Annotated in this window: 9 protein-coding genes; 4 read left to right on the forward strand and 5 right to left on the reverse strand. The window is 57.6% G+C overall.

Features of this window, described 5'->3' with window-relative positions; translation table 11 throughout:
• The first annotated feature begins 127 nt into the window (after positions 1-127).
• Complete coding sequence (locus NB063_RS24300; protein WP_250931616.1) at positions 128-907, forward strand: PIG-L deacetylase family protein; 780 nt, start codon at positions 128-130, stop codon at positions 905-907.
• A gap of 160 nt (positions 908-1,067) precedes the next feature.
• Here the strand turns inward: NB063_RS24300 and leuD are convergent, their stop codons facing one another.
• The 4 genes from leuD to glmS form a co-directional block, all read right to left on the reverse strand.
• On the reverse strand, positions 1,068-1,661 hold the full coding sequence (gene leuD, locus NB063_RS24305) for a 3-isopropylmalate dehydratase small subunit (protein WP_250931618.1): 594 nt from the start codon (positions 1,659-1,661) through the stop codon (positions 1,068-1,070).
• 108 nt (positions 1,662-1,769) lie between these two features.
• Positions 1,770-3,227, reverse strand: coding sequence for a 3-isopropylmalate dehydratase large subunit (gene leuC / locus NB063_RS24310; protein ID WP_250931619.1), 1,458 nt, complete (start codon positions 3,225-3,227; stop codon positions 1,770-1,772).
• Between the two features lie 116 nt (positions 3,228-3,343).
• Complete coding sequence (locus NB063_RS24315) at positions 3,344-3,544, reverse strand: hypothetical protein (protein ID WP_250931621.1); 201 nt, start codon at positions 3,542-3,544, stop codon at positions 3,344-3,346.
• Between the two features lie 132 nt (positions 3,545-3,676).
• Complete coding sequence (glmS, locus tag NB063_RS24320; RefSeq protein WP_250931623.1) at positions 3,677-5,530, reverse strand: glutamine--fructose-6-phosphate transaminase (isomerizing); 1,854 nt, start codon at positions 5,528-5,530, stop codon at positions 3,677-3,679.
• 410 nt (positions 5,531-5,940) lie between these two features.
• Between glmS and NB063_RS24325 the strand changes: the two genes are divergently transcribed.
• The 3 genes from NB063_RS24325 (at position 5,941) to NB063_RS24335 (ending at position 10,453) form a co-directional block, all read left to right on the forward strand.
• Positions 5,941-6,588 carry a DUF502 domain-containing protein gene (locus tag NB063_RS24325; protein ID WP_250931625.1) on the forward strand — a complete coding sequence of 216 codons (648 nt, stop codon included), beginning with the start codon at positions 5,941-5,943 and terminating at the stop codon, positions 6,586-6,588.
• Positions 6,589-6,761: 173 nt separating this feature from the next.
• Entirely contained in the window at positions 6,762-8,366 is a 1,605-nt protein-coding gene (locus NB063_RS24330) for a hypothetical protein (RefSeq protein ID WP_250931626.1), read from the forward strand.
• A 5-nt stretch (positions 8,367-8,371) separates the two neighbouring features.
• The gene (locus tag NB063_RS24335) at positions 8,372-10,453 is read left to right on the forward strand and encodes a MutS family DNA mismatch repair protein (protein ID WP_250931627.1); all 2,082 of its coding nucleotides are present in this window, start codon (positions 8,372-8,374) and stop codon (positions 10,451-10,453) included.
• Positions 10,454-10,500: 47 nt separating this feature from the next.
• On the opposite strand, the gene NB063_RS24340 is transcribed toward NB063_RS24335, so the two are convergent.
• Positions 10,501-13,038: an alpha/beta hydrolase-fold protein gene (locus NB063_RS24340; RefSeq protein ID WP_250931665.1), complete on the reverse strand. Its 2,538-nt coding sequence runs from the start codon at positions 13,036-13,038 to the stop codon at positions 10,501-10,503.
• Positions 13,039-13,212: the final 174 nt, after the last annotated feature.

A 13,212-nucleotide genomic window follows, 5' to 3' on the forward strand; every position in this document is an offset into this window, starting at 1 on the left:
CGGATTTGGGTCAGGAGCTCTTTGCGGGATTACTTGCTGCGGGGGTGATTCCAGCGGCGTGTCGGCCGACTATGATCGGGGTTGCGGCTGATCCGCCCCCGCGCAGTCACGAATTTGGAGAGTTGAGATGGCCAATTCAAGCATCCGTCCGAGCCGTCAGGTCGCAGTGGCGTTCATGGCGCATCCGGATGATGCGGAGATTTTCTGCGCTGGGACTTTGTTGAGGCTGGCTCAGGCGGGTTGGGACATCCACATCGCCACGGTAACCGCCGGTGACTGCGGGGCACAAACGGGTGGACCGGAAGAGGTCGCTCGGATTCGAATCGCCGAGGGCACGCGTGCTGCCAAAATCGCCGGAGCGACCTTTCACTGCCTCGGTGAGCCCGACGGGCGAGTCGTGTTCGATCGGGTGGCGTTGCAAAAGTCGATCGATCTCTTTCGTCAGATCTCGCCGACGTTGGTCATTACCATGCCCATGTCGGATTATCACTCGGATCATGAAGTGACGGGGCGTCTCGGCCGAGCCGCTAGTTTTGTTTACGCGGCGCCCAATGCATCCGAAGTCCCTCTCACCGAAGGGGCAACCGTGCCGTATCTGTATTACTGCGACACGATCGGCGGCTGCGATCGTATGGGCGTGCCGATCGAGCCGACGACGTTTGTGGATATTAGCGAACAAATCGAACTCAAGTCGTCGATGTTGGCCTGCCACGAGAGTCAGCGCGAGTGGTTGCGGTCGCATAACGGCATTGATGACTACATCAACGCGATGCGGAGTCATTGCTCTGAGCGAGGCTCTCAATGCGGCGTCGACGCGGCAGAGGCTTTCGTCCAGCATCGAGGGCATGGACATCCCCAAGACGATCTCTTGATTGATCTCTTCGCCCCGATCAAACAATTGTCGTAGATTGACGCGGCCTCATATGGGCTGTTGTCAGATAGCAGAAGTCATCACGACTTTCGGATTCAACGAGGAATCTTGGAAGACCTTGTGATCTTCCAAGTCATGATTGCTTCCGCGACAGCTGATGCGCTGGACCCGCCGCGTTCGCGCGACATGAGCCAATTTAGCAAGCCATCTTGGCTTCGTATTCGCTGATCTTGTCTTCGTGTTGAAGCGTTTCGGCGATATCGTCGAGACCGTGCAGAAGTTTGTGGCGACGGCTCGGGTCGATCTCGAAGGATCGCTCGAATCCTTCGCCGTCCGACACGGTTTGGTCTTCGAGGTTAACCGTCAACTGGTACGGGTTGCCCTTCGCGGCACGTTGGAACAACTCTTCCACATCGGCTTCGCTGAGCACGATCGGCAGCAACCCGTTCTTGAACGAGTTGTTGTAGAAGATGTCCGCAAATGAAGGAGCGATGACGGCTCGGAAACCGTAATCGTCGAGCGCCCAAACGGCGTGTTCGCGGCTGCTGCCGCTGCCGAAGTTTTGGCGTGCGACCAAAATCGACGCACCTTTGACGTTGACGCGGTTGAGTTCGAAGTCCGGATTTTCGGTGGTCCCGTCGTCAAGAAACCGCCAATCGAAAAACAGGAACTGACCAAAGCCCGTTCGTTCGATTCGTTTGAGGAACTGTTTGGGAATGATCGCGTCGGTATCCACGTTGGCCCGGTCGAGTGTGGCAACGACGCCTTGATGAATCGTAAAGTTTTGCATGATGGGAGGGTGATGGGTTGAGCGGTTAACAGGTGGCAGGCGACTGGGGGCAGGAAGCCAGAGTCAGGTGCAGGAGGCGATTCCGTGCACCTGTGGCGGCAGGTTTTCCTACTTGTAATCCCATTCGCGGATATCGACGAAGTGGCCGGCGACCGCTGCTGCGGCGGCCATCGCGGGACTGACCAAGTGGGTCCGTCCGCCCTTGCCTTGTCGACCTTCGAAGTTGCGATTGCTGGTGCTGGCACATCGCTCGCCTGGTGCAAGTTTGTCGGGGTTCATGGCCAAGCACATGCTGCATCCGGCTTCCCGCCAATCCAAGCCTGCTTCGATGAAGATCTTGTGGAGGCCTTCTTTTTCCGCCTGAGCTTTCACCTGACCGCTGCCCGGGACAACCATGGCGCTCACGTCGCTGCTGCAACGATGGCCTTTGACCACCGCGGCGGCGGCCCGCAAGTCTTCGATGCGGGCGTTGGTGCAGGAGCCGATAAAGACACGGTTGATGTTGATGTCGGTGATCGGCGTGCCCGCTTTGAGATCCATGTACTGGAGTGACAAGGCGGTCGTTTTCTGTTCGGTCGGATCCGTCGAATCGCCGGGATCCGGAACGCATGCGTCGATACTGACGACTTGGCCAGGGTTCGTGCCCCAGGTGACCTGCGGCCGGATGTCGGCGCCTTGGTAGACATTGCTGCGATCGTACGAAGCCCCGGCATCGGTTGGGAGTTTCTTCCAACGTTCGACGGCGGCGTCGAAATCCTTGGGCGCTTCCGGGCGGCCGCGGAGATAGTTAAACGTGGTTTGGTCGGGGGCGATCATGCCGGCGCGGGCGCCCGCTTCGATCGACATGTTGCAGACCGTCATGCGTTCTTCCATCGACAACGCACGGACGCAATCGCCGGTGAATTCGAGCACGTAACCGGTGCCGCCCGCCGTTCCGATCTGTCCGATCAGGTACAGGATCATGTCCTTCGCGGTGACGCCACGAGGAAGTTCACCGTCGACGCGCAGTTCGAACGTTTTGGGTTTGTATTGCAGCAACGTCTGGGTCGCCAGGACGTGCTCGACTTCGCTGGTCCCGATCCCAAAGGCAAGGGCGCCGAACGCACCGTGGGTGGCGGTGTGCGAGTCGCCGCAGACGATCGTCATGCCGGGTTGGGTGTAGCCGTTTTCGGGGCCGATGACGTGAACGATGCCCTGACGCACGTCGTGGATGTCAAACAGGCGGACGTCGAATTCCTTGCAGTTTTCTCGCAGCGTTTCGATCTGCTTGCGACTGATCGGGTCAGCGATCGGCAGGCTGCGGTCGCTCGTCGGTACGTTGTGATCGGGCGTAGCGATGGTGCGTTCGGGACGACGCACACGGCGGTTATTGATCCGCAAGCCTTCAAACGCCTGGGGGCTGGTTACCTCGTGAACGAGGTGCAAGTCGATGTACAGAATCGACGCTTCGCCTTCAGGAGCGTACACGACATGCTCGTCCCAGATTTTGTCCAGCAACGTACGGTTGCCGGTCGAGACGGAAGAAGAGGCCGGTGCTTCCGCAGCGGCAGCAGTTGAATCAGACATCTAGCGGGCGGGTCAGATAACAGGGAAAGCGAGTGGCGAGAACCAATTCTCGCGGCATCATTCCCACTGTCGACACTCAGACGCGAAATGTCAAGCGAAGGCAGTTTTTGAGCCGTTCATACGGGCTCTTCGATGTACTCTTTCGCCTCTTCCACCTGGCTCGGGACGATCCGGGTGATGCTGACTTTGGTGCGGCGAAGTTCTTCGACTTCATTGAGCAATCGCGAGAGCAGGTCGGCGAGTTCGGACCCGGCGTTCTCGCCGATATTCACCATCAAAGCTTTGCGGGAATTATAGCTGAGGCCTCGATTTTCCATGGTATTGATGTCCGTCACTGAAGAAAGTAGGGAAATGATGAGAAACCCACGGGACAAACGTGCAGTGGTTTTGTTCCTTCAAGCCGCAGAAGAATCAGATTAGTCTCAATTCACTCTGCCGCAATGCGAAGTTTACTCAACCGTCACACTCTTAGCTAAGTTGCGTGGTTTATCTACGTCACAACCCCTCAAAACTGCAATATGGTACGAAAGTAACTGCAGCGGTATGACTGATACAATCGGCTGTAGGAACTCCGGAGCTTCGGGAATCATGATGACATCGTCCGCGATTTTGCGAATTTCTGTGTCATCGGAGCTCGCGATGGCGATCACGGGGCCGCCGCGGGCTTTGACCTCTTCCATATTGGAGAGCACTTTGTCGTAGGTCGTGCCCCGGGGCATGATGAAAATGCTGGGGGTGTCGGCGTCGACCAGCGCGATCGGGCCGTGTTTCATCTCCGCTGCAGGGTAGCCCTCGGCGTGGATATAGCTGATTTCCTTGAGTTTCAGGGCCCCTTCGAGTGCGGTCGGGAAGTTGTAGCGTCGGCCGAGGTAGAGCACGTTGGAGGCGGATTGGTATTTTTCGGCAACTTTGCGGACTTCAGCGTCGCAGGTCAGTGCCTGTTCGATCGTCGCGGGGAGTCTTCGTAAATCCTCGATGATCCGTCCGCCGGTTTCGAAGCTCATGTGGCGCATGCGTCCGAAATACAACGCGAGCATCGCCAACACGCAGCACTGGCTCGTGAACGCCTTTGTGCTCGCCACGCCGATTTCCGGCCCCGCGTGGAGGTAGACGCCGCCGTCAGAGGCCTGAGCGATGGAGCTGCCGACGACGTTGCAGATCGCCAGCGTGCGGTGGCCTTTGCGTTTGGTTTCGTTGAGAGCCGCGAGGGTGTCGGCGGTCTCACCACTTTGCGTGATGCCAAAGACGAGCGTGTTGTTCTCGATCGGCGGATTGCGATAGCGTAGTTCGCTAGCGTATTCCACCGTCACCGGAATCCGCGAGAGTTCCTCGATCATGTACTCGCCAACGAGGGCGGAGTGCCAGCTCGTACCGCAGCCGGTCAGGATGATTCGTTCGACGCTGCGCAGTTGTTGAGGGGTGAGGTTCAAACCTCCGAAAACCGCCGTCGCGTCTTGATCATTCAAACGTCCCCGCATGGCGTTTCGCAGGGCATCGGGCTGTTCGTAGATCTCCTTGAGCATGTAATGCTCGTAGCCGTTCATGCTGACTTCGCCGGAGTCCGCTTCAAACGGTTGGATGTTGACGCGGACCTTTCCGCTGTCGCGGTGTAGAACGGAGAACCCATCGGCGGTCAAAACCGCGAGTTGGTGATCGGCCAGATAAACGATCCGGTCGGTGCGGCCAGCAAGCGGCGACGCGTCGCTGGCGATAAAGTACTCGCCACGACCGACGCCGATGACGAGTGGGCTGCCGAACCGAGCGGCGATCATGAATCCCGGTTTGTCTCGGAAAATGATGGCTAGGCCGTAGGTGCCACGGAGTTGAGCGATAGCCCACTGGACCGCAGTGACGTATCGAGAGTGCGGTTGGTCTTCGACGACGGGTGTGTTTCTGAGACCTTCGGCGACCAAGTGGGCGATCACTTCGGAATCGGTCGCCGAATGGAACTCGTAGCCTTTCTCGATCAAGCCGTCTTTGAGAATTTGGTAGTTCTCGATCACACCGTTGTGCACCAGCACGACGTCGCCATCGCCGCCGACGTGCGGGTGTGCGTTCTCTTCGGTCGCCGGTCCGTGCGTGGCCCAGCGGGTGTGGCCGAGACCGAGGCTGCCCGCCGGCGGTGTTCCCAAGCGGTCGACGAGTGACTGAATCCGACCAACCGATCGCGTGACCGCGATATCGTCGTCGCATACGACCGCTACCCCGGCGCTGTCGTAGCCGCGATATTCGAGCCGGCGTAGTCCTTCGATAAGAAATTCGGCCGCGTCATCGCTGCCTACGTATCCAACAATTCCACACATCGTATTAGCTGGGCCTTCGGCAAACTGCCGTCGTCTGTGGGGGCATGTTGTTTCCCACTCGCGGCGGTTTTCGTAGTAATTAAATGATCAATGATTCGCGTCAACGCGATTGGCGATGGGGGAAACGCGAGTCTCAGAATTTCGCAGTTGAGGGTTACGCAACTGGGCATGCCCACGTCAAGAGCACGCGAGCTCGCAGCCCGTTCAGGGGGTATGTTAGCCCGTGTGCAGGCGTTTTGCAATTTACATTTTACCACGCCCCGTAGTACCGTTTTTTACGCCCTGATCTTGTCTATCATCCGCCCGGCATCTTCGTTCTGTCCTCTTCCGGATGTCTCCTATCGAAGAGACGGCGTCCGAGTTCGCTCGGTAAAGTCGGACGCTTCCTTCACCTTTCGCGGATCATCGTTGTGAAAAAACATGTCACCCGGCACCTGTCGTTTCTACGCGCTACGGCGATCGGTGGGATTTTCTTTCTACTGCCGTTTGTCGTTTTGTGCTTTTTCCTAGGCCAGATCGCACAGGTGGTGGTAGCCGTTGCGGTTGAGATCCAGCCTTTTTTGCGGGACCAACTCGGCATCAACGATGCTACCGGGTATGTGTTGATTTTTGGGATCGCATTGTTGGTAATTGTGCTGGTGTGTTTTGCCGCGGGGATTCTGGCCAGCCGGTCGGTAGCCCGGCAATTCACCGGTTGGGTCGAGAAATACCTTTTAATGATGTTCCCGCGTTACGCCATCTTCAAGGAGCAACTCAGCGGGAATATTGGTGGCGATATCGCAAAAAATCGTCTGAAACCGGTGCATGTACGGTTGGAGGGGTATTCCCGCTTGGCGTTCGAGGTCGAGCGATCGACGGATTCTGAGCAATTGACACACGCGGAACTGGTGACGTTGTACTTGCCCGGGGCCCCCGACCCCTGGAGCGGCACGGTGATCAATGTCACGCCGGATCGGATCGACCCGATCGAAGCACCCTTTCCGGACGTTCTCGGGGCGTTTGAGAAGCTCGGGCTCGATTCGCAAAAGATTCTGCGCGGGCAATCGGTTCACGAATAGTCCGGCTGAGGGCGCAAGAAGCGCAGCGGTGTCTGGGATATCCTGTTCGCCTCGCTCTGTTTATCCTAATAGGAAGCTGTTTTGATCTTTAGAGAACTCGTCATTCTCTCCGCTGAACGTTCACTCCGCTGGGCTGGCTCGACGCCAGATCCGGTTAGTCAGGTTCTATCGCGATGAGCGAATTCCTTCTCTACTACCGTCGACCTGATCCCACCACGTGGGTGTACTTGTCGTCGTTTTTGACGATCGGTCTGTTTTTCGTTTTTCGGCGATTTTGGAGCATTCGAAATCTCGACATCCTTCTGTTGATCCTGCTCGCACCAGGATTGCTGATGGTGAACGAGGGGTATCGTCGACAAACACGTTTGGACCGCGAGCTGGTGCAATCCCTCACTCTCAAACGGGCTGCCGAAGACCAACCAGCCGATTCGTCGGACGCGATGTCCTCGGAAGCAGTCCAGTCCGATGCGGTTCAGCGTGGGGCGTCATCGAATGGGAATCCGATAGGCGAACCGCCTCAGAGTCTGGAGAAATCGAGCGGCCCGATCCCGGGGGCTGCGACAGATCAAACGCTCGTTGCCGCGATTCAACCGGACGCGTTGTTGATCGATTCGCCAGGACCTGACGTTGACCCCGATGACCCTCGTACGCCAGCACAGATCGCCGCGTACGACTCCGCGATCGGTTTGCGACGTGGCGGTTTTATCTGGCTGTTTGTCATCGAGATGGGCCTCATGATTCGGATGCTGCTCGATCCGTTGATGGTTCGTCGTCCACTGCTCGATCCCAACCTGACGACGGGCGGTTTGAATTTTCTTGGCATTTCGTTGTTCATTTTCATGATGGCAAACGTCGTCGCCAGTACGCCGGAGATTCAGCGTGAACAGGGGCCGGAATTGGGGCCGGGTTATGCGTTGATGAACATGTTGCCGACGATTCCCGTGCGACCGATCAGTGACGTACTTGGTGGCGCTGAACCACCCACGCTCGATGAACTGTCACCGGCTCAACAAAGCCGTGCTGCGATCGCCAAGATCATTGCGATCATTAGCCAGTCGGCGATCCTGATCGGCATTCTGTTGATCGGTAACCGCCACTTCGGCAACCTTCGGTCCGGTGCCGGTTGTGCGACTTTGTATCTCCTGATGCCGTACACCGCTCAAATGACCGGGAGGGTCGATCACGTCGTCCCCGCAGCGTTATTGCTGTGGGCGATTTTGTTGTATCGGAAGCCGTTCTTTTCGGGTTTGTTTGTCGGAGCCGCGGCCGGATTGGTGTATTACCCGTTGTTCCTCTTGCCGCTCTGGTTCAGTTTTTATTGGCAGCGTGGGGCGCGGCGGTTTGCCATCGGCGTGTTGTCGATGTTATGCGTCTTGATGGCGCTGCTCGTACTCGGCGGGACGGAGCCATTCTTCGAGCACTTGCGCCAAATGTTCGGTCTGTTCTTCCCCACCCAAGATCCACGCGGGGTTTGGGAGTTGGGATGGAACCCTGTATGGCGTTTGCCGGTGATCGTGGCGTTTGTGATTTTGAGTGTGTTCTTGGCGGTTTGGCCGGCTCAGAAAAACCTGGGGATCCTCATCAGTTGTTCGGCGGCGTTGATGATCGCGGCTCAATTTTGGCACGGCTATGGCGGAGGTCTCTACATGGGATGGTTCCTGCCGTTGTTGTTGCTGACCATTTTCCGACCTAACTTGCAGGATCGCATCGCATTGAAAGTCATCGATGCTGCCAAAACCTCGCAACCCCGTGTGCCCGCGCGAATGGATGCAGCCTGATACGGATGTCGAATTCTTCTTCCCGCCCCGAGTCGACTCAAGCGGCCGAACTCGCTGGTGTCGCTGCCGAGGGGCAGCCCGTCGCCAATCCACTGGATAGCTGCGACGAAGCCCGTGCCCGATACCGTGATCGATTGGCGGGTATCGATTCGGAGCTCGAGCGGTTCACCGCAACCGACGCAAAACTCGGCACACTTCGGGTCGTGCTGTTTTTTGCACTGGTCGTTGGGATCGGTTTTTCGATCACTACCGAGCATCCGTTCTGGATTACGATCGCCATCGGCGCGTTGTTGGCGTTTCTCGTAACAGTCGTGCGAAACGAATCGGTGCGAACCGAAATGGAAATCCGACAAAATCAATCTCGCACGCTGAGCCGGTTAGCGAGACGATTGGATCGCGAGTGGAAATCGTTGGCGAGTGATTCGATCGGCAAGACTGCGGACGTCATCCGGCTCAATGATCGGCAGCGTTTTCTTGCCGATGATTTGGATTTGGTGGGCGACGCGTCGTTGTTCCAGCTTGTTTCGATGGCCGCAACGACGCCCGGACAACGCACGCTGGCCAATTGGTTGACCAGTCCGGTGGATCCCAACGTCGCGCAAGATCGGCATCATGCGGTCCGATCATTGGCGACCGCACGTGAGCCACGTTTGCGGTTCTATACCCTCGCCCGTGAAGTTGGAACTTCGACGGGCGATCCTGAATCGTTCGTCCAATGGGCGAGCAGTCCAGCATGGTTGCCGTCGAGACGTTGGCTGAATCCCTGGGCCAATTTGACCGCAATCGTATCGGTGGTTTGTCTCGCGGCATTGGTGTTGGCAACCGTGACCGAAAACCGTGATCTGACGAGACTGTCATTTTTCGCGTTGATTGCAATTGCCGTGGTGAATTTATTGATCGCGTCGATCATGCTCGGCCCGGTTGCCCAGATTTTTTCGATCGCGATTCAATCACGACGCAGCGTGGACGATTACGCCGAATTGTTTCAATCGGCGGAGTTGTTGCCTCACGATGCACCGGAGCATGACACCGAGAATCGCACCGCGCAGCGGATTCGTCGTGCACTATTGGGTGTCGGCGACGACCAGGGATCAGCCTCGGTCGCGATGAATCAACTTGCGTCCGTGGCCAAGGCCGGATCGCTCAAACATTCTGCGGGAACGTTTCTGATTTATTTGCCGTTGCAGGCGTTTGGTTTGTGGGATGTCCGGGTGTTGCGTCGACTCGAGGAATGGAAGGAACGTCATGCTTCCCGCGTCGAGGAATGGTTCGTGGCACTTGGCGAACTCGAGTCCCTGCTCTCGCTGGCCGCGCTGGCCGATGAGTACCCGCAATGGGCATCGCCGCAGTGGGTTACCGATGGTGCTCTCGACGGCAACTCGGGTGAGAATGCGATCGTCGCGTGTGAGCGTTTGGGGCATCCGTTGCTGCGTGATGAGATCCGTGTCCGCAACGACGTATCGATCGGTCCGGCGGGCACGCTGTTGTTGGTGACCGGCAGTAACATGTCGGGTAAAAGTACGATGCTGCGGAGCGTCGGTTTGAACGTCTCGCTGGCCATGGCAGGCGCGCCGGTTTGTTGTCGTCAGATGCGGTTACCGCCGATCGAAATGGCGACGAGCATCCGTGTCAGTGACGATCTCAGTCAGGGTGTGTCGTTCTACATGGCGGAACTGAATCGTTTGGCTGCCGTGGTGGAACACGCGCGAGAACTTCACGCGGCGGCAAAAAACGCCGAGGTTCCGGTGAGTGCATCGGACGCCGTGCCCGCTCGTCGGCGGTTGTTGTTCTTGCTCGACGAGATCTTGCAAGGTACGAACAGCCGCGAGCGACAAATCGCGGTGACCCGCGTATTGGGAATGCTCGTCGAAAGTGGAGCGATCGGTGCGATCACGACTCACGATCTCGAACTCGCCGACGAGCCCGAGTTGCAACGCATCGCGCACACGGTCCATTTCCGCGAGACGATCACGCCTCACGCTGATGGCGATGAGCGGATGACGTTCGATTACGTGATGCGATCGGGCGTCTCACCCACCACCAACGCGCTCCGCCTGCTCGAAATGGTCGGGCTAGGCGAAGACTGAACGTGGATGGCGCGCCGTGTTAGTTCGGCAATCGACTTGGCCGCGACTTAGATTTTGAGTTTCCGCCGGTACACCACGTCCCCGTTGGTGACGTACAGGTAGCTGTGATCAGGGCCCGCCAATGTGCAACTCGTCAGCGGTTTGGAGGGGTTTGGCGCCGGCAATACGCCACCCAGCCGACCTGTTGCGTCAAAAATTTGAACGCCCACCGCGCTGGTGATGTAATAGCGTCCCGATTTATCAACCGCCGATCCGTCTCCCCGTGACGCGGTGATGTACGGGGGCGGTTCGTTGAAAGCGAACTCGCCCTTGGGATCAATCGGCAGTCGCATCGTCATTGTTGGCATTTTGGCGTCAAGCGTTGCCCCCGCTCCGACTCGCATGGCCCACGCAAATTCGCCGCCGTGGTCGGACACGACGAGCGTGCTTCCGTCCGGCGAAAGCACAATCCCGTTGGGACGTGTGATTCCTGAATCGACGACCGACGTTTCGCCGGTTTTGGGATTGATCCGGGTAACGTGTTTGTCTTTGGTTTCCGTGATCAGGATAAAACCGTCGTCGGTAACCGCTAAGTCATTGGGTGTTACGTTTTCGGCCACCACGTTGACTTCGCCGCTATCGACGTTGATCGAGATCACGCGTTTCTTCGCACCTTGGCAGCCATAGAGCGTCCCGTCGGGACCGAACTCCAGGCCGCTGACTGCTTCGGTGGCGATCTTTTCTCGGGTTCCATCGCTGTTAACGCGGTAGATCGCGGGAGCACGCATGTCGCTGAAATAGAAGTTGCCATCGGCGTCGGTGCAGGGCGCGTCTGCGAATCCGAGGTCCTCGGCGACAACTTCCCACGACTCACCGGGCACGAGCAGGTTGAGTAGGGTCATGTCGCCACGCAGGTCATCGCTCGTGTCGATGGCGGGACGGCTCGTTTCGGTTCGCCACAACCATTTCATCGCGTCGGGTAATCGGGAGCTGCCATAGTCGGCGTTGTGGGCATATCCTTCGGCCCAGTCGAACCGAACGTCGTAACCCATGTATTGAAGGCTGGACGCCATCCGGCGGTTCGCCCACGGCCAACTGCCGAATGCATTGTCGACGTCACCGCTGGTGTCGGCCATGTAGATGCGAATCGGTTTGGGCTCGGTTTTGCGAACGAGTGCGGGGTACACGTTGCCGCCGCGCAGATTCGTAAAGCTGCCGACGCTGGAGTAGACCTTTGAAAACTGATCGGGACGCTCCCACGCGGCGGTGAAGGCGCAGATCGCTCCGGAACTCGAACCTCCGATCGCTCGCATCAGCGGATCCTTCGAGACGTTGTAACGCCGTTCGACTTCGGGAAGGATTTCTTCGAGCAGGAACTTTGTGTAGCGGTCGCCAAGACTGTCGTATTCGAAACTGCGATTGGAGAACTTGTTCTTGACCTGAGGTTTGGTCGTGTCCTGACCAGGGTTAAGGAACACCGCGATCGTCGGTGGCATCTCTCCTTTAGCGATCAGATTGTCAAACACGGTCGGAATGCGCCACCGGCCGTTAACGTCCGACATGCGTTTGCCGTCTTGGAAGACCATCAATGCCGCGGGTTTTTCGGCGTCGTACTGCGCCGGGACGTAAACCCACCAATCGCGGACTGTGTCGTTGAAGATCTTTGATTTCCACGCTGGCATTGCTTCGACTGTTCCGTGAGGCACCACAGGGTTTTTGACCGCGTCGGGGTGAGGTTGCCACGTCGGTTTCGTTTGATGGTTTTCGACTTGATCAGTCGGAGCGTTGTCGTCCCACAACCATCGCAGGGCTGAGGGAAGTACCGCACCGCCGTATTTTGCAGTGTGCCCCCCTTCGGTCATCACGAGTTTGCTTTGGTATCCCGCGAATCGCAGTGCCGCCGACATGTCTTGGTTTGCCAACGGCCAGTTGCCGTGCAGGTTATTGAGATCGTCTTGGCCTTCGTGAAGGTAAACCTTGATCGGTTTCGGATTGTCTTTCGTTTTGCGAATCAAGCCAGGGTAGGCCCACCCGCCGCGAATGTTGGTGAAGCTTCCGATGTGGCTGAGCACTTTGCCGAATTGATTTGGCATTTCCCATGCGGCCGTCCAAGCACAGATTCCGCCCGAGGAGATTCCGCAAACGGCGCGGTTTTTCGGATCGTCTGAGACACGAATTCCGTCCAGGGCCACGGGCAGAAATTCTTCGACGAGAAACCGTGCGTAGCGATCTGACAGGGAGTCGTATTCGAAGGAGCGGTTGCTGCGATTCGCCGCGTCTGGTTTCGTCGCCCGAATCACGCCTGGGTTGACGAACACCGCGACGGTGACGGGGATGTCTCCTTTGTGGATCAAGTTGTCCAGGACGACCGGCACCCGAAATGGGCCGGTGTCTTTGGCGTAGTTCAGCCCGTCCATGAACACCATCAGATTCGCCGGTTTCTCGGCATCGTATTGCGCGGGGACGTAGACGCGGTACTCACGCGTCGTGCCCGGGAAAATTTTGCTTTGGTCAAAAACACCCGACGTGATTTTGCCGAGCGGGATTCCGTCTTGATGCGTGCGATCGATGTCGGACTTGTTCTCACCAAATGCCTGGATCGGCATACCGAACAACAGAGAGAATAGGACAATTACCGGAAGGGATTTCATGGGCGGCAAACCTAAAGGCAGGAAGGTGGAGGTGGGGAGGGGCAAAGTTCGAGCGGGACAGCACCAATTTTCACGTAGCTCAGTCTCTCGGGACGTCGATTGTATTAGTGCCTTTTTTAGCGGAACGGC

The sequence above is a fragment of the Aporhodopirellula aestuarii genome (assembly GCF_023701485.1).
Classification (GTDB): Bacteria; Planctomycetota; Planctomycetia; order Pirellulales; family Pirellulaceae; genus Rhodopirellula; species Rhodopirellula aestuarii.